This is a genomic window from Marinimicrobium sp. ARAG 43.8 (genome assembly GCF_050113635.1).
In the GTDB taxonomy this organism is placed as follows: Bacteria; Pseudomonadota; Gammaproteobacteria; order Pseudomonadales; family Cellvibrionaceae; genus Marinimicrobium.
This window is the reverse complement of the sequence record NZ_JBNJLT010000001.1, coordinates 58,150-75,711: the sequence shown is the minus strand read 5'-3', so window position 1 is coordinate 75,711 and position 17,562 is coordinate 58,150. Positions and strand designations below refer to the sequence as shown.

Annotated in this window: 14 protein-coding genes; 11 read left to right on the top strand and 3 right to left on the bottom strand. The window is 57.6% G+C overall.

From position 1 onward, the window contains the following. Window positions 1–13 precede the first annotated feature (13 nt). Window positions 14–1,021, top strand: coding sequence for a tryptophan--tRNA ligase (locus ACQCLF_RS00325; RefSeq protein WP_426984231.1), 1,008 nt, complete (start codon window positions 14–16; stop codon window positions 1,019–1,021). On the opposite strand, the gene bioA is transcribed toward ACQCLF_RS00325, so the two are convergent. Beyond that, window positions 1,018–2,319: an adenosylmethionine--8-amino-7-oxononanoate transaminase gene (gene bioA / locus ACQCLF_RS00320; RefSeq protein ID WP_426984230.1), complete on the bottom strand. Its 1,302-nt coding sequence runs from the start codon at window positions 2,317–2,319 to the stop codon at window positions 1,018–1,020. The genes ACQCLF_RS00325 and bioA overlap by 4 nt on opposite strands. A 294-nt stretch (window positions 2,320–2,613) precedes the next feature. On the opposite strand from bioA, the gene ACQCLF_RS00315 reads away from it, so the two are divergent. Further along, window positions 2,614–4,083, top strand: coding sequence for an endo-1,4-beta-xylanase (locus tag ACQCLF_RS00315; RefSeq protein ID WP_426984229.1), 1,470 nt, complete (start codon window positions 2,614–2,616; stop codon window positions 4,081–4,083). A 134-nt stretch (window positions 4,084–4,217) separates the two neighbouring features. Here ACQCLF_RS00315 and ACQCLF_RS00310 read toward each other — a convergent pair whose 3' ends face one another. Both ACQCLF_RS00310 and ACQCLF_RS00305 read right to left on the bottom strand, forming a co-directional pair. Beyond that, entirely contained in the window at window positions 4,218–5,198 is a 981-nt protein-coding gene (locus ACQCLF_RS00310) for an aldo/keto reductase (protein ID WP_426984228.1), read from the bottom strand. A gap of 116 nt (window positions 5,199–5,314) precedes the next feature. Continuing rightward, on the bottom strand, window positions 5,315–6,436 hold the full coding sequence (locus ACQCLF_RS00305; protein ID WP_426984226.1) for a beta-N-acetylglucosaminidase domain-containing protein: 1,122 nt from the start codon (window positions 6,434–6,436) through the stop codon (window positions 5,315–5,317). Window positions 6,437–6,771: 335 nt separating this feature from the next. Here ACQCLF_RS00305 and pgi point away from each other — a divergent pair, with 335 nt between their 5' ends. From pgi to ACQCLF_RS00260, 9 genes are all read left to right on the top strand, one after another. Beyond that, complete coding sequence (gene pgi / locus ACQCLF_RS00300; RefSeq protein WP_426984224.1) at window positions 6,772–8,415, top strand: glucose-6-phosphate isomerase; 1,644 nt, start codon at window positions 6,772–6,774, stop codon at window positions 8,413–8,415. A 300-nt stretch (window positions 8,416–8,715) separates the two neighbouring features. After that, window positions 8,716–10,533 carry a phosphogluconate dehydratase gene (gene edd / locus ACQCLF_RS00295; RefSeq protein WP_426984222.1) on the top strand — a complete coding sequence of 606 codons (1,818 nt, stop codon included), beginning with the start codon at window positions 8,716–8,718 and terminating at the stop codon, window positions 10,531–10,533. Between the two features lie 131 nt (window positions 10,534–10,664). Then, complete coding sequence (gene zwf, locus ACQCLF_RS00290; RefSeq protein WP_426984221.1) at window positions 10,665–12,143, top strand: glucose-6-phosphate dehydrogenase; 1,479 nt, start codon at window positions 10,665–10,667, stop codon at window positions 12,141–12,143. Next, window positions 12,143–12,847: a 6-phosphogluconolactonase gene (gene pgl, locus ACQCLF_RS00285; protein WP_426984220.1), complete on the top strand. Its 705-nt coding sequence runs from the start codon at window positions 12,143–12,145 to the stop codon at window positions 12,845–12,847. The genes zwf and pgl overlap by 1 nt, the downstream gene beginning before the upstream one ends. 59 nt (window positions 12,848–12,906) lie before the next feature. Beyond that, window positions 12,907–13,539, top strand: coding sequence for a bifunctional 4-hydroxy-2-oxoglutarate aldolase/2-dehydro-3-deoxy-phosphogluconate aldolase (locus ACQCLF_RS00280; protein ID WP_426984219.1), 633 nt, complete (start codon window positions 12,907–12,909; stop codon window positions 13,537–13,539). Window positions 13,540–13,628: 89 nt separating this feature from the next. Further along, window positions 13,629–14,636, top strand: a complete 1,008-nt coding sequence (gap, locus tag ACQCLF_RS00275; RefSeq protein WP_426984217.1) for a type I glyceraldehyde-3-phosphate dehydrogenase — start codon at window positions 13,629–13,631, stop codon at window positions 14,634–14,636. A 16-nt stretch (window positions 14,637–14,652) separates the two neighbouring features. After that, the gene (gene pyk / locus ACQCLF_RS00270) at window positions 14,653–16,092 is read left to right on the top strand and encodes a pyruvate kinase (RefSeq protein ID WP_426984216.1); all 1,440 of its coding nucleotides are present in this window, start codon (window positions 14,653–14,655) and stop codon (window positions 16,090–16,092) included. Between the two features lie 186 nt (window positions 16,093–16,278). Next, on the top strand, window positions 16,279–17,271 hold the full coding sequence (locus ACQCLF_RS00265; RefSeq protein ID WP_426984215.1) for a M23 family metallopeptidase: 993 nt from the start codon (window positions 16,279–16,281) through the stop codon (window positions 17,269–17,271). Window positions 17,272–17,329: 58 nt separating this feature from the next. Then, window positions 17,330–17,527, top strand: a complete 198-nt coding sequence (locus ACQCLF_RS00260) for a Trm112 family protein (RefSeq protein WP_426984214.1) — start codon at window positions 17,330–17,332, stop codon at window positions 17,525–17,527. Window positions 17,528–17,562 lie beyond the last annotated feature (35 nt).

Here is a 17,562-nt window from a genome sequence, read left to right as displayed (position 1 = left end):
ATGGCATGACATCATGAGCAAACAGCGGATTCTTACCGGCATTACCACCACAGGCACACCGCATCTGGGCAATTACGTGGGCGCTATTCGTCCCGCCATTGAAGCAAGCCAGCGTGAGGATGCCGAATCATTTTACTTTCTGGCTAACTACCACGCGCTGATCAAGTGCCAGGATGCGGAGCAAGTGCATCAATCCACTCGCGAAATTGCCGCGACCTGGCTGGCATTGGGATTGGATACTGACCGCGCGGTTTTCTACCGTCAGTCGGATATTCCGGAAATTCCCGAGCTGTGCTGGCTGCTCACCTGCATGGCCGCTAAAGGTTTGATGAATCGTGCTCATGCCTACAAAGCGGCGGTGGCGGCCAATCTGGAAGCGGGTGAGGATCCGGACTTCGGTGTCACTATGGGGTTGTATTCCTATCCGGTGCTGATGGCGGCCGATATCCTGATGTTTAATGCCAATGAAGTGCCGGTGGGCAAGGACCAGATTCAGCACGTGGAAATGGCCCGGGATATCGCTGCGCGATTTAACCATCATTACGGGGAGCATTTTGTACTGCCCGAAGCGCGGGTAGACGAACACGTCTCCGTATTGCAGGGGCTTGATGGGCGCAAAATGAGTAAAAGCTACGGCAACACCATTCCGCTGTTCCTGCCGGAGAAAAAACTCAAGAAGCACATCAACAAAATCAAAACCAACTTGCTGGAACCCGGCGAGCCCAAAGACCCGGATGATTCCACCGTCTTTCAAATCTGGCGGGCGTTTGCAACCCCGGAGCAAACGGCGGAAATGCAACAGGCGTTTGCCGATGGCATTGCCTGGGGTGAGGCGAAAAAACAATTGTTTGAGTTGGTCAACGAGCACATCGGTGACGCCCGCGAGCGCTATGAAGCGTTGATGAATAACCCGGGTCACATTGAAGAGGTACTGCAAGCGGGCGCCGTGCGTGCGAGACAGCACAGCCAGCCGTTACTGGAAAAATTGCGCGAAGCGGTAGGCATTCGGCCGCTGGGTTAACCCAGCGCCGAAACCACCCTGTAAATCCCCTGCGTTAATTGCCGCAACTCCTCGGGTGTGATCACAAACGGTGGCATGATGTACACCAGCTTGCCAAAGGGACGCACCCAAATACCCTGCTCAACGAACTGTGGTTGGACCACATTCATATCGACCGGTTCGTGCAGTTCTACCACGCCAATCGCACCCAACACACGCACCTCCGCCACAGCGGGCAGTGCCCGACAGGCTTCCAACTCCGACAGCAGTTGGCTTTCAATGGCGCTGACCTGCGCCCGCCAGTCGTTTTCCAGCAATAGGTCGATGCTCGCATTGGCGACCGCACAGGCCAGCGGATTCCCCATGAAGGTGGGGCCGTGCATAAAGACACCCGCCTCGCCGTGGCAAATGCCATCACTCACAGTGTCATTGCACAGTGTGGCCGCCAGTGTCATGTAGCCGCCGGTTAATCCTTTGCCGAGGCACAAGATATCCGGGCTGATCCCGGCGTGTTCGCAGGCGAACAATTTGCCCGTACGCCCAAAACCCGTGGCAATTTCGTCGGCAATTAATAACACATTGTGCTCGTCGCACAGTTCGCGCACGCGCTTCAGATAGTGGGGCGAATAAAACCGCATGCCTCCCGCGCCCTGCACAATGGGTTCGAGAATGACCGCGGCGAGTTCATTCTTGTGTTCTTCCAGCCGCTGTTGCATATCCCGAATGTCATGTTCATCCCACGGCTCATCAAAGCCACATTGAGGTTCAGGGGCGAAGACTTGCGACGCCAGCGTATGGCTGAACAATTGATGCATGCCGGTGACGGGGTCACACACGGACATGGCGCCAAAGGTATCCCCGTGGTAACCGCGCCGCAGTGACAGGAAGCGGTGCTTATCCGGTCGACCTTGAGAGTGCCAGTATTGCATGGCCATCTTCAGCGCCACTTCCACCGATACAGAACCTGAATCGGCCAGAAAGACTTTGTTTAACCCCTCGGGGGTCAACTCGACCAAGCGGCTGGCCAGGCGCACGGCGGGTTCGTGAGTCAGGCCGCCAAACATGACGTGTGCCATGTGTTCGGTCTGTTCATAGAGGGCTTGATTCAGCCTCGGGTGGTTATAGCCGTGCAATTGACACCACCAGGACGACATTCCATCGACCAGACGACGCCCATCGCTCAGGTGGAGATAAACGCCGTTTGCGCTTTGTACCGGAAAGACAGGTGTGGGGTTCAGGAAGGACGAGTAGGGGTGCCAAACATGCTGTTGGTCCAGTGCCAGAATTTGCTCATTACTCAGAGGTGTGGTGTCGGTCATGGGGCGGTTATCGGTATTTCTGTGGGGTGGCTGAAGTGTCCACGCTAGCAGAAAACCTGTTGAAAATCAGCCGCTTCAGTGGCTTTCGTGCCGGGTCTTCCAGTGTATGGGTGAAAAAGTGGCGTTTTTTTGTTGACCCGAAGGCTTGGATGGCGTAACTTCTGGTCCATGTGACCAAAAGAAGGCGGTAGAGAGGGCGACTTGGTTTCCGCGCTGGCTTTGTACCCCTTGCTCTGGTCGCCGCCCGCCCGCGATGAGGCGGTGTTTTTATAACAATAATCGGAGTAATGACCTATGAATTTTTCCAAGCGTAGCCTGACCTCTTTGATGTTGGTGTTGCCATTGTCGCTGTCTGTTCAGGCGCAGGAAGCTGAGCCGGGACCACTGGCCGCCGGGCGGGATAAGTTTCTCGGTAGTGTCTACTCGCCGAGCCAGCTCGACTACTTCACCGATTATTTCAATCAGGTGGTGTCCGAAAACGCGGGCAAGTGGGGCGTGGTGACCAATCAGGAAACACAACCCGCTGCCTATGAAGACGCCTGGTTCACGGCCGATGGGGATAACAGCTGGGCCGGTGGCATTGACGAGTCTCTGGAGTTTGCCGAACAGAACGGCTTTCCTTACCGTTTCCACGTCATGTTGTGGGGCAACCAGCAACCCCAGTGGATGGCCGATCTTGACGCGGCCGCTCAGCTCGCCGCGATTGATGAATGGTTTACTGTCGTGTCCGACCGCTATCAGGATGGCGAAGGTGGAAGCCGGTTCGATTTTATTGAAGTGCTTAACGAACCGGTGAACGATCCGCCGGATCAGCCCGATGACAATGGCCAGGGCGGTAATTACAAGGAAGCATTGGGCGGTGACGGTGCCACTGGCTGGGACTGGGCGGTAGAAGCTTTTGAGCTGGGCAGAACCTATTTCCCGGGTTCCACGTTGATGGTGAATGAATACAACGTGCTCAGCAGCGATGATGTGCTGACCGGTTATCTCGAACTGATCGACGTGCTGGTCGAAAACGACCTGCTGGACGCGGTAGGCATTCAGGCGCACGCGTTTTCCACTCAGAACACGTCCTCGGAAGATATTCGCGATCATTTGAATCAGGTGGCTGAGCGCGGCTTGCCCGTCTACATCACGGAAATGGATATTGATGGCCCGGACGACCAGGTGCAATTGGAGGAGTACCGCCGAGTATTTCCAATCTTCTGGGAGCACGAGTCTGTTCAAGGCGTGACATTGTGGGGCCACAACCCGGGCCTGTGGCGTGAAGACGCGTTTTTGCTCAACGAAGACGGTTCCGAGCGTCCGGCCATGGCCTGGTTGCGTTGTTATATGGACAGTGTGCGCACCGGTGTCCCATCGATTTTTGCGGGGCAAGCTCTGGAGGCGCCTTTGGATTCCGTACCCGGTACGGCGTTTGGTCAGGTGTGGGACTGCTACGGCGAGGATTCCAGCCCGGTCGATAGCTGGCGCATTACCGGAGGCACCGGGGAAAATGTCTTTGTGGTGAGTGACAGTGGTGAACTCAGCCTCGCGGATGGCCAAAGCCTGATGCCGGAAGAAAACTTTACGCTGGAACTGGTAGCGGCAGTGGGTGACGAGGAAAGCGAACCTCAGCAAGTCAATATTGAAGTGGTAGGAGAAGGTACGCATACGCCTGCCCCGTCCGCTCTGCCCAAAGGCAACAGCGGTTCGACAGGCGTGTGGTGGTTGGGATTGCTGCTGCTTCTCGCCAGCGCACGGTGGGGCTCCGCCCGCCGCTGAAGATTACCTGACTGGGTTTTCAGCAACACGTAACCGGTGTTGTAACAACGAGCGTCCTCCTAACGCAGCATTCGCCCCGACTGGTTCGGGGCTTTTTTGTGTGCAGTTGTTTTTTAGTAGGTGCTGGCCAACGGTTAGTAGGCGCCCCGGATGTGGTGATGCACTTGCTGCTGGTAGAAGTCATACAAGGTTTCATGCAGTGCATCGGACAGTGGTGCCAGTTCACTGACTTTGGCGTTTTCCTCGGCCTGGCGGGCGGAACTGGCGCCGGGGATAATGCTGCTGACGCCCGGTTGATCCAGAATCCAGCGCATGGCCATTTGCGCCATGGTATAGCCGTCGGGCACATGGGTTTTCAGGGCTTGGGACAACTCCACACCGGTTTCAAACGGCAGGCCGGCAAACGTCTCGCCGACATTGAAGGCGGCACCGTCCCGATTGAAGTTACGGTGGTCGCTTTCATCGAACTGGGTGCTTTCGGAAAACTTGCCGCTCAATAAACCGCTGGCCAGTGGCAGGCGCACGATCACGCCAATGTTCCGGTCTTCAGCCCGGGGCAACAATTCGTCGAGCAGTTTCTGGCGAAAAATGTTGAAAATAACTTGCAGTGACGTCAGGTCGTCGTGCTCGGCACAGATCAGGCCTTCCTCCACCGTCTCCACGCTCGCACCAAAATAGCGGATGTGTCCCTCTTGTTGAACGGTGCGCAGCCAGTCAAAAATCTCGCCACGGCCCAGCACTTCAGTGGGCACACAATGGAGTTGCAGTAAATCCAGAGCGTCAGTCTTGAGACGATCCTGGGCACGTTTGACAGAGTCGCGCAGGTGGGTCAGGGAGTAGCCGTCCGGGTAACTGCCATCGCCACGTCCGTACTTGGTAGCGATCACGGGGCGCGGGGATACGCCGCTTAAGTGTTGGCCAAGATAGCGCTCACTGGCACCGTTTCCGTAAACATCCGCCGTGTCGAAAAAGGTAATGCCTGCGGCCAGGGCACTGTGCAAGATGGCTTCGACGGTGGGCTGTGTAATCGGGCCGAAATCGCCTCCGAGCTGCCAGCATCCCAATCCTACCTCGCTGACGGTGAGATCGCTGTTGCCTAATGTGCGGGTGTGCATAGCCGGGTGCTCCTGTACTTAATTCACCGAGTGTGATATAAGTTTTAGTCTTTGTGACCATTTTGGTCGATGAATTGTACCATCGACCTGCTGGAATGTATTTTTCGCGCCAGGTTTCAGTCGGTCAGGCACGCCGGATCAAAGGTGTAACCGCCGTCCAGCCAATCAATCAGCTCCTGGATCATGGCAGAGGAAGTCTCACGCGCATCGGGCAGAGTTTCCGAGAGAGCGACATAGCGTTTGCGTAGCGCCGCGATCTCCTCGCGGGACAGATCGGGAAGGCCGCGGTGTTGCAGTTGCTCAACATCCGCTTGCAGGGCGGCGGCCAGCGGTGTCGAACAGCAGCGCTCAAGCGCTTCCTGCCAGGCGGCGTCTTCCCGATAGCGCACTCCCAGTCGATAAGCGAGTGGCAGTGTGGCCAGGGGAATTTGCGACAACAATGCCTGATTCATTGGGTTGACGGCATGACCGGCTACCTGTCCCGGCAATTGGCCGTGGCTCGCCGGGTAGGGGCTGAGTCTCAGGTGGCCGCACAGTTTGGCGCCGTCATTGACCGGGTAGTTATCCCACAGGAAGGGACGCCGCTGAAGTCGCTCACTGACTCGCTCAAGGTGCTCGGCGGGGTAGGTGGGTGAACACACCTGAGGGCCGGTCCAGAACACATCAATGGTGTGGTCCAGGGCGGCGCCGAGGTCTTCCCAGTAATGAGTGGGACGCTCGCCGAAAACCTTTTCGAGAACCGGGTCGTCGCTGTAGTAGGTCGGGCACAGTACCAGGCGACGGGCGGTGCTGATTTCGGCGGCGACATGAGCCAGTTCCACTTGGCGGCGGGCCAGCGCTGGCAGGTCGCCGCGCATATCGTCGAAGAGCAGGCCCATGAGATCGGGCTCCAGCGCGTTGAGTTGCCGCACGCGGGCGTGCAGCTGCTGTCGGGCCTGAGCCGGGGGCTCGCGATATAAGTCCAGCGGGCTCAGGCCGACGCCGAAATCGATACCTTTGTCCCGGCAATGCTCGCGCAGCGCCAGCAACGCTTGCCATTCGGACGCAGGCCAGGGAGCGGTCCATTGACGGCGAAGGTGGGGGTCCGCCTTCGGGGCGTATAGATAGAAGTCGAACCCCTCCCGGGCCAGGAAGTCAACCATGGCGTGTCGGTCTGACCAGGACCAGGTGCGGCCAAAAAAGCCCTCGATGATACCGGTGAAAGGCGAGCGATTGGCGGTGGGTTCAAAAGCGGGCATAGACGACAATCCGGGCCTGGCGAAAAGGGCCAGCTTACCGCGGAGTAAGGGCCTGAGGGAAGCGGTTCAAATTGACTTTTTCACCCTAAGTGCTTATTATGCCAGCCCTTTTAAAGGCACCGTCTGTCGCGCATTCAGTCACTGAAAACGTGGCTGCGGAGCGAAGTTCCCGCTCTGCCCCCGTGTCGTTTCGCGTGGCTCTGCCGTGCGCCGGGGCCGGGTTCCGGCGGTGCACTCCGCTCAATTCCCACCAGACCGGTGCTTAGATCGCGCATTGCAAGCGCTGTTTCCAACCCAACATGATGACCCGCTTTGCGGACAAAAGAGGTCGATACATGGCAAGTCCTACCGAATTACCGAGTTGGCAATCCCTGGTTCAGCATGCTCAGACGCTGCGCCAGAGTGAATTGAAATCACTGTTTGCCGACGATTCCTCCCGTTTCGACTCCTTTTCGATCCAAGCGCCGAACCTGCTGCTCGACTACTCCAAGAACCTGATTACCGAAGAGACTCGCAAGGGGCTGCTGACCCTGGCGGAAGCGTCCGCCGTGGCGGACTGGCGCGATCGCATGTTTGCGGGCGAACACATCAACCGCACGGAAGACCGCGCCGTCTTGCACGTGGCGCTGCGGGATAAATCCGGTGCGCCCCTGATGGTGGACGGCAAGGACGTGCGCCCGCAGGTAGAGCGCGAGCTGAATCACATGAAGGCGCTGGTGGACAGTGTCCGCTCTGGCGAATGGACCGGCTTTTCCGGCGAGCGCATCACCGATGTGGTCAGTATCGGTATCGGCGGCTCCAACCTCGGCCCCCTGATGGTTACCGAGGCACTGGATGCCTACAGCGACGATACGCTGAACATGCACTATGTCTCCAATGTGGATGGCTTCCAAATCGCTCAAGTGCTGGAGCGAGTCAAGCCGGGCAATACGCTGTTTATTGTGGCCTCCAAGACCTTCACCACACTGGAAACCATTACCAATGCCAATACAGCGCGCGAGTGGTTCCTGAAAGGCGGTGGCAGCGAAACCACCACCAGCCAGCACTTCGTCGCGGTTTCCTCGAACGTGGAAAAGGCCGTTGAGTTCGGCGTGGCGGAGAAAAACATCTTTGAAATGTGGGACTGGGTAGGCGGTCGTTTCTCGCTCTGGTCCACCATCGGTTTGCCCATTGCGCTGCAGCTGGGCTTCGATCTGTTTGATGAACTGCTGCAGGGCGCCTATGAAATGGATCGCCATTTCCGCGAGGCACCTCTGGCGGAAAACGCACCGGTCATGCTGGCGCTGGTCGGTATCTGGAACCGCAACTTCCTGGGCTACCCCGCGTATGCGTTGTTGCCTTACGACCAGTGCCTGCACCGGTTCCCCGCCTACATGCAGCAGGCGGAAATGGAGAGTAACGGCAAGTCGGTCAACTGGGAAGGCGAGCCGCTGACGTATGGCAGTGTCCCCCTGATCTGGGGTGAAGTGGGCATCAATGGCCAACACGCCTTTTACCAGTTCCTGCATCAGGGCACCGACATTATCCCGGCGGATTTCATCGGCTCGGTGAAGCCCACCATCGACGTACCGGGTCACCATGACGCCCTTATGGCCAATATGTTCGCCCAGACCGAAGCGCTGATGAAAGGCATTGACGCCGATCAGGTGCGGGCTGATCTGAAAGCCAAAAGCATGGACGAGGCGCGCATCGAAGAGATCGTGGCCCACAAAGTACACCGTGGCAATCGCCCGACCAACACCATTTTGATGGACAAAGTGACCGCCCGCTCCCTGGGTTCACTGATTGCGCTGTATGAGCACAAGATCTTCACCCAGGGCATCATCTGGCGGATTCACTCCTTTGACCAGTGGGGCGTGGAGCTGGGCAAGGTGCTGGCGGCCGGTATTCAGCCCGAGCTGGCGGAAGGGGGGCAGGTCAGCGACAAGCATGATGCCTCTACCCGCAGTCTGATAAACTATTACAAGCAAGCAAAATAAGCCGCCGTATGGATTGCGCCGCCAGTGACACGTGTTTCTGGCGGCCAAATCGTTTTATAAGGCGTCGGTACGGAGACGTGTGAGAGAACCCGAGGGGATTGATCGGCAAAGAATCGATCAGGCCCGAGGGAGCGTGAAGACCGTGAATTTAGCGAGCCAGATACAGCCTCGGCGCGCCGGTATGGTATGCCGGTGCGAAAATCGGCGCCCACCCCGGCGGGATCGCGTGTGCGGATTGCACTGCTGCGAGAGTGAGGGAGTGCGTGTCTGGCAGGACGTCAAGCAATTAATGGTGCTGAAATGACTCACAAACGACTCTCCGAGATCACCCAGCGGATTATCGACCGCAGTCGTGATACCCGATCGGCCTATCTGGAGCGGATCGAGCGGATGCGCTCGGACGGTCCGGCCCGGCAGCGGCTTTCCTGTGGCAACCTGGCTCACGGCTTTGCCACCGCTGAAGGTCAGGAAAAACAGATGCTCGCAGAGGGCGATACACCGAATCTGGGTATCGTCACAGCGTATAACGACATGCTGTCCGCCCATCAGCCGTACAGTACCTACCCGGATCAAATCAAAAGAGCCGCTCACGCCAATGGCGTGACCGCACAGGTGGCTGGGGGTGTGCCCGCCATGTGCGATGGCGTGACCCAGGGGCGCGACGGGATGGATCTGTCCCTGTTCAGCCGCGATGTGATTGCCATGTCCACGGCAGTGTCGCTGTCACACGATATGTTTGATGCGGCGCTGTGCCTGGGAATCTGTGACAAAATCGTGCCGGGCCTGATGATTGGTTCGCTCTCTTTCGGCCAATTGCCGGTGATGTTTGTCCCGGCAGGTCCCATGACCCCGGGGCTACCGAATTCCGAGAAAGTGCGGGTGCGCCAGTTGTTCGCCGAGGGCAAAGTCGGGCGCGATGAACTGCTCAAGGCGGAAAGTGAGTCCTACCACAGCCCGGGCACCTGTACTTTTTATGGCACCGCCAACAGCAACCAGATGCTGATGGAAATGATGGGGATGCAACTGCCGGGCAGCTCCTTCGTGAACCCAGGCACCGGCATGCGTGATGCGCTGACCGACGAGGCGGTGAATCAACTGGTTCGGCTGACTCGTCACGGTGGGCGCTACACACCAATGGCCGACATTGTTGATGAAAAAGCTGTCGTGAACGGTATCATCGGTCTTTTGGCCACAGGCGGTTCCACCAACCACGCCATTCATTTGGTGGCTATTGCGCGCGCTGCCGGGGTCATTATCAACTGGCAGGATATGGCGGACCTCTCCGAAATTATCCCGCTAATGTGCCGCATTTACCCGAATGGACTGGCGGACGTGAACCGGTTCCAGGCTGTAGGTGGCATGGGCTTCCTGGTACGTAGCCTGCGTGAAGAAGGCCTGATTCACGACGATGTCACCACCATTATGGGTGAGGGCGGTATGGCTCCTTATGCCCGTGAGCCGTTCCTGGAAAACGGTCGCATCGAGTGGCGCGATGCCCCGGCGAAGAGCCTGGATGAGGATGTGCTCCGTCCGGCGGGCAGTGCGTTTAGCAAAACCGGTGGTATGGCACTGCTGACCGGCAACCTGGGGCGTTGTGTGATCAAAGTATCCGCCGTTAAACCGGAAAACCGCAAGGTGAAGGCACCCGCTCGTGTGTTCCAGCGGCAGGAAGATTTGCAGGCGGCTTTCAAGGCGGGAGAGCTGGATCGGGACTTTATTGCCGTTGTGCGTTTTCAGGGGCCGAAAGCCTGTGGCATGCCGGAGCTGCACAAACTGACTCCGCCCCTGGGCGTGCTTCAGGATCGCGGTTACAAGGTGGCTCTGGTCACCGATGGCAGGATGTCCGGTGCCTCTGGTAAAATTCCGGCAGCGATTCACCTCACCCCGGAAGCCCTGGATGGTGGTCCTATCGCGTTGGTGCGCGACGGGGACATGATTGAACTGGACGCCGATGCCGGAAAACTGGAGTTGTTGGTCGCCGAAGACGAGCTGGCCAAACGCTCGCTGGCGGAGGCCGATATCACCGAAAGCCACTTCGGAATGGGGCGTGAACTGTTTGCACCGTTGCGTGCGGAAGTGGGGCTGGCCGAAGAGGGCGCGACAGTCTTCCGCTGGTAGGCAGAAGAGTCATCGTGGGGAGCGGTCCTTTATTGAGGGCTTCCATTGAGAGCGTCTATTAAGAGCTTCGGCGATCCGGCAGCGGCCGGTCGCCAAGAAACCGACAGTACAGAATACAAGGTTTTTCATCCATGCTGAATGCATTTGATTTTGTGATTTTTGGCGGTGCCGGCGACCTGGCGCTGCGCAAATTGATTCCCGGTCTGTATCGGGCTTACTGCAACGACGAACTGCCGGAAGGGACCCGTATTTTCGGCACCTGCCGTCGTCAGGAAGCGGTTGATGAGTATCAGGGCAAGGTGCGCGCCGCGGCTGAAAAGCATTTGCGCAAAGGCGAGTTTGTGGCCGAGACCTGGGATCGCTTCGCCAAAATGATTCACCCCTTGTTTCTGGATATCAGTGCTTTTGATGAGCACTGGGAAAAGATGGCCGAGACGCTTAAATCCGGTAACGATCAGCGCGTATTTTATCTCTCCACGCCCCCGAATGTGTTCGGCACCTGCTGCAAACACATTTCCGAAAGTGGTTTGATCAGCCCGACCACCCGTGTGGTTGTCGAAAAGCCGCTCGGCTACGACGCCAAATCCGCCGAAGCCATTAACTCGGAAATTGCCGAGTACTTTGACGAGAAAGCGATTTATCGCATCGATCACTATCTCGGCAAGGAAACCGTGCAGAACCTGCTTACGTTGCGGTTCGCCAATGGCATTTTCGAGCACCTGTGGGATGCCAAAACCATTGATCATGTGCAGCTCAGCATCTCCGAAACTGTCGGCCTGGAAGGTCGAGCCAGCTTCTACGATGACGCGGGCGCACTGCGCGATATGGTGCAAAACCACTTGCTACAACTGCTCTGTCTGGTGGCTATGGAGTCGCCCAACAAACTCACCGCCGACAGCATCCGCTCCGAAAAAATCAAAGTGCTTGAGTCGCTGCGTCCGCTGACGGGTGATGCTGTTAAGTGGCACACCGTGCGCGGCCAGTACATCGCCGGGGAAATGGCTGGCGAGCAAGTGCCAGGCTACCTCGACGAGCTGGGTAAAGAGAGCAACACCGAAACCTTCGTGGCTATTCGCGCGCATATCGATAACTGGCGCTGGTCCAAGGTGCCGTTTTACCTGCGCACCGGCAAGCGGATGCACAAACGTTGTGCCGAGATCGTGATTCAGTACAAAGATGTGTCCCATGCGGTCTACCCGGAATCGGCGGGTCCGCTGATCCCCAACCGTCTGGTCATCCGGTTGCAGCCGGAAGAAAGCATCCAGATGGTATTGATGTCCAAGAATCTGGAAAAACACGAAACCGAACTGGCTCCGGTGGTGCTGAACCTGAACCTGGCTGAAAAGTACAAGCACTTTGTCAGTGATGCCTATAAGCGTCTGATGCTGGACGCGGCGGCGGGTGATCCGAGTCTGTTTATTCACCGCGCCGAAGTGGACGCGGCCTGGGCCTGGATCGACCCCATCATTGAGGCATGGCAGCGTCCCGAGAACAAGCCCATGGGTTACCAGGCGGGCAGTTGGGGCCCGGAAGCCTCTGAAGAGCTGCTCAGTGGCGATGGCCGCAGCTGGTTCAATATTGATGAACTGCTGTCAGAAGGAAAGGAATAATGTTGGAAGAAAAACTGTTTGACAGCCGCGAAGCGTTGCTCGCGGCACTTCAGGAAGATTGTGTTGACGCGCTTCAGGGCGCACTGGCCTCCCGCGAAAAGGCCAGCCTGCTGGTATCGGGAGGCAGTTCCCCCGCGCCGTTGTACCAGCGCCTGAGCCAGATTGCGTTGGACTGGAAACGCATCGAAGTGGCGTTGGTAGACGAACGCTGGGTGGAACCCGGCCACGACAAAAGCAATGAAAGTTTTGTCCAGAAAAATCTGCTGCAACACGCCGCTGGGCAAGCGCCGTTTCTCGGCATGAAGAACTCGGCCGCTTCGGCGAATGAGGGCCTTGCCGCCTGTGAGCAGGCCTACCAGAAACTGGCTCAACCCTTTGATGTGACCATCCTTGGAATGGGGCCGGACGGCCATACCGCCTCGCTGTTCCCGAACGCGCAAGGATTGGACGAAGCACTTCAGACCGATGGCTTGTGCTCAGCCATCACCGCACACCAGAGCGAAGTGACCGGCGAGTATACCGAGCGGATGACGCTCAGCCTGGCGGGCCTGCTCAACAGTCGCCGCCTGGTACTGCTGATCACCGGTGAGGACAAACTTAAGGCGTTGCGCGCGGCTCAGGAGGACGGGCCGGTCGAGGACATGCCTATCCGGGCGGTACTGCGCCAGAACAAAGTGCCCTTTACGCTTTACTGGGCACCTTGATATAGAGAGCGACTGACCGTCACCGATCAACCGAATCATCGAATACAGAGGAAACCGACGTGGCATTGAGTATCGACAAAATTGTTCAGGTGGCACCCGTAGTGCCGGTCATGGTGGTGGAGCGGCTGGAAGATGCCGTGCCGCTGGCCAAGGCGCTGTACAACGGCGGCCTGAAAGTGCTGGAAATTACCCTGCGCACCCCCGTGGCGCTGGACGCAATCAGTGCCATGGTAGAAGCACTGCCGGATGATGCCGTTATTGGTGCTGGCACGATCGTGACGCCAGACGACCTTAAAAAAGCCGTCGCCGCTGGCTCCACGTTTCTGGTCAGTCCCGGCACTACACCGGAGCTGATCGAAGCAGCGAAAGCCAGCGACATTCCGCTGCTGCCTGGCATCGCCACGCCCAGCGAAGCCATGAACCTGCTGGCCCACGGTTTCACGCACATGAAATTCTTCCCGGCCGAAGCGGCGGGTGGCGTTCCCATGCTGAAATCCATCGGCGGCCCGCTGCCACAAATTACGTTCTGCCCCACTGGCGGTATCAACCTGGCCAAAGCGCCCGAGTACCTGAAACTGCCGAATGTGGCGTGCGTGGGTGGCACCTGGATGGCTCCCAAAGAATTGATCGCAGAGAAGCGTTGGGACGAGATCGAAACTCTGGCCCGTGAAGCCGCGCAGTTGGCTCGCTGAGCGGCCTTGATCACGCGTTGAGTTTTATCGCCATAAACCACTGATTTTTTAATCTTCAGAAAGACCGAATTGTAATCAGGAGATGTGTAATGACCATTAAAGTAGCAATCAACGGCTATGGCCGTATTGGCCGCAACGTACTGCGCGCACTGTACGAGTCTGGAAAGCGGGAGCAAATTCAGATTGTAGGCATCAATGATCTGGGCGATGCCAAACTGAACGCCCATTTGACCAAATACGACTCTGTTCATGGCGCGTTCAACGGTACCGTTGAAGTGCAGGGCGATCAAATGATCGTCAATGGTGACGCCATTCGCATCACCTCCGAGCGTGACCCGTCCAAGCTGCCCTGGGCCGATCTGGGCGTTGATGTCGTGTATGAATGTACCGGCATTTTCACCAGCAAGGAAAAAGCCCAGCCGCACCTGGATGCGGGTGCCAAGAAAGTGATTATTTCCGCTCCGGGCACCGACGTGGATGCCACCGTGGTGTTCGGTGTAAACAACAAGGTGCTGAAAGCCACCGACACCGTAATTTCCAACGCCTCATGCACCACCAACTGCCTGGCACCGGTGGCCAAAGTGCTGAACGACAAGTTTGGCATCGTGCAGGGCTCAATGACGACCATTCACTCCTACACCAACGATCAGGTGTTGTCCGATGTCTTCCACAAAGACATTTACCGTGCCCGTTCAGCGACGCAATCCATGATTCCGACCACCACTGGTGCTGCCAAAGCGGTTGGCCTGGTGTTGCCGGAGCTGCAAGGTAAGCTGGATGGTATTTCTGTACGCGTTCCCACCATCAACGTTTCTCTGGTTGACCTGAACGTGCTGGTGGAGAAAGATGTCAGCGTAGAGGCCATTAACGCTGCCATGAAAGAAGCCGCCGAAAAAGAAATGCCCGGCGTTCTGGCGTACGTGGATGAGCCACTGGTATCAGTGGACTTTAACCACAACGCTCACTCCTCCAACTATGATTCCCTGCAAACCAAAGTCTATGGCAAGTGGGTCAAGGTTCTGGCGTGGTATGACAACGAGTGGGGTTTCTCCAACCGCATGCTGGATAACACCCTGGCGCTGATGCAGGCCAAATAAGATCCGAGAGAGAATTATGTTAAGACGTACCAAAATCGTTAGCACTCTGGGGCCGGCTTCCGAGTCCCCGGAAATGCTGGAAAAGTTAATTCTGGCGGGTGTGAACGTGGTTCGCCTGAATTTTTCCCACGGCTCACCGGAAGATCACAAGCGGCGCGCGCAAATGGTTCGCGAAATTGCGGCCAGGCACGACCGCTTTGTGGCCGTGCTTGGTGATTTGCAGGGCCCTAAAATTCGCATCTCACGCTTTAAGGTTGGCAAGATCGAGCTGAAGCTGGGCGATAAGTTCGTGCTCGACGCCGATCTGGGCCGCGATGAAGGCGATCAGGATCAGGTCGGTATCGACTACAAGGAACTGCCGGGCGATTGCCGTCGCGGTGACCACCTGTTGCTTGACGATGGTCGTGTTGTACTGGAAGTGGAAAAAATTGAAGGCCCGCGCGTGTACTGTGTGACTCGCGTAGCCGGTCCGCTGTCCAACAACAAGGGCATTAACCGCAAAGGTGGTGGTCTGTCTGCGCCAGCGCTGACCGAAAAAGACTTGGCCGATATCAAAACCGCCGCCGAGATCGATGTCGACTACCTGGCCGTGTCCTTCCCGCGCAGTGCGGAAGACATGAACCAGGCACGTGAGCTCATGCGTGAGGCCGGTGGCGAAAAAGCCGGGCTGGTGTCCAAGATTGAACGTGCGGAAGCGGTGGCGGATGACGAAACGCTCGACGCGATCATCGCCGCCAGTGATGCGGTTATGGTCGCCCGTGGCGACCTGGGCGTGGAAATTGGTGATGAAGCGCTGATCGGTGTCCAGAAGCGTATTATTGAGCGCTCCCGGGCACTGAACAAAGTGGTCATCACTGCGACCCAGATGATGGAGTCCATGATCAAGAACCCGATGCCCACCCGGGCAGAAGTGTTCGACGTAGCCAACGCCGTGCTCGATGGCACCGATGCGGTGATGCTGTCAGCGGAGACTGCTGCTGGGGACTTCCCGGAAGAAACCATCAAGGCCATGGTCCGCATTATTATCGGCGCCGAGAAACATCCCACGGCCAGTCGCAGCACCTACCGTGTTGAAGAGCGGTTCGGCACCATTGATGAGTCCATTGCGATGGCGTCAATGTATACAGCCAACCATCTCAGCGGTGTCAAAGCCATTATTGCGTTGACGCAGTCCGGTGCGACACCGCGCCTGATGTCGCGCATTGGTTCGCAACTGCCGATTTTTGCGTTTTCAGAGCGCACTGACACGCAGCGGCGCGTGGCGTTGTATCGCGGGGTGCAGCCTGTACCTTTTACCACGGGCTCGAACCCGGGGCACGAAGATCACATGCGTGCGGTAGAAGTGCTGAAAAGCAAAGGTGTGCTCAACGATGGCGATCTGGTGATTGTCTCCAACGGCGACTCCAATGCGTTGGGCGGTACCAATACCATGAAAATACTGCGGGTTGGTGGCTAGCAGCCTTAATCGCTCAAACCACAAAAACGGCGGCCTCGGGGCCGCCGTTTTTGTGTGTGTGGGATGATGGTGTATTCGTGTGGTCCAAGTAGTGTCTAACGTCAGTTCTGTGCGCCAGGGCGGATCGTGCTACTCTGGTAACCGGACAATAACAAAACAGTAACCACTCATTCGAGGCGCAGTACGATGCGAAGTGTGACTTTGGGAATACTGGGTTTTTTGACGCTCCTGACCCTATCGGCCCAGGCCGTCGAGATTCACCATGGTGAATGGAAACAGGGCTCTGTTCTGAGAGGCTCGGCAACGCCGGGCACCAGGTTGGAACTGGATGGCCAGCCCGTGCGTGTCAGTGATGATGGCCGCTTCGTGATTGGGCTGGGGCGCGATGCGGGAAGTCCCGCGATTCTCAAGGAGTTCCCTCCGGAGGGCGACCCCAAAACGTTAGAATTTGAAGTGGTGTTGCGCGACTATCAAATTCAACGCATTGAAGGGGTGCCGCAGCGCACCGTCACTCCCGACCCGGAGCAACTGGCCAGGGCTAGAGAAGAGGCAGCGCTGGCGCGTGCCGCTCGGGAGAAGGATTTGCCGCGAACGGATTTTGCCCAGCAATTCCAGTGGCCGCTGGTCGGTATTGTGACGGGCGTTTATGGGAGCCAACGCATCTACAACGGCGAGCCGAGATCCCCTCACTATGGCGTGGACATCGCCTCTCCTACCGGAACCCCTGTGCTGGCTCCTGCATCCGGTGTGGTCACACTGGTGCACGAGAATATGTTTTTCTCCGGCGGAACGCTGATAGTGGATCATGGCCATGGCCTGTCTTCCACTTTTATTCATTTGAGCAAAATTCTCGTTAAAGAAGGGGATGAGGTAAAAAAAGCTCAGCCGATTGCCGAGGTTGGCGCCACAGGGCGGGCCACGGGTCCGCACCTGGACTGGCGGATGAACTGGTTTGATCGCCGGGTGGACCCCACTTCCCTGGTGGGGCCGATGCCCAAGCCGGCTCCCGAACCGCCGGCCGCTCCTCAGCCTCCCGCCGTAGACCCTAACGCCGTCGACCTTAGCGCCGAGCAAAACGCTGAAGACAATGACCGGGAAAGCGCCCCCGCTGCCACGGACGAGCCTGATGAGGAAGTCGGCGAGGGTGAAGAACCCTCGTCTCCCGCAGACGCCCCGTAGCTTAGCGGCGCTGTGCGGTGTAAGATAGCGGCTTTTAGCTCTGTTCCCGAGGGGCACCATGATTGACAAAAAACTGCTCAGCTTGCTGGTCTGCCCGGTCAGTAAAGCGCCGCTGGAATACAACGCCGAACAACAGGAACTGGTGTGTCGCGCCAGCGGTCTGGCTTACCCGGTGCGCGACGGCATCCCCGTTATGCTTGAAACCGAAGCTCGCCAGCTGACACTGGAAGAACGGGAGCAACTCGGTCGCCAGTGACTATTGTCCATTGTCATTCATTGTCAGTGCCCTGA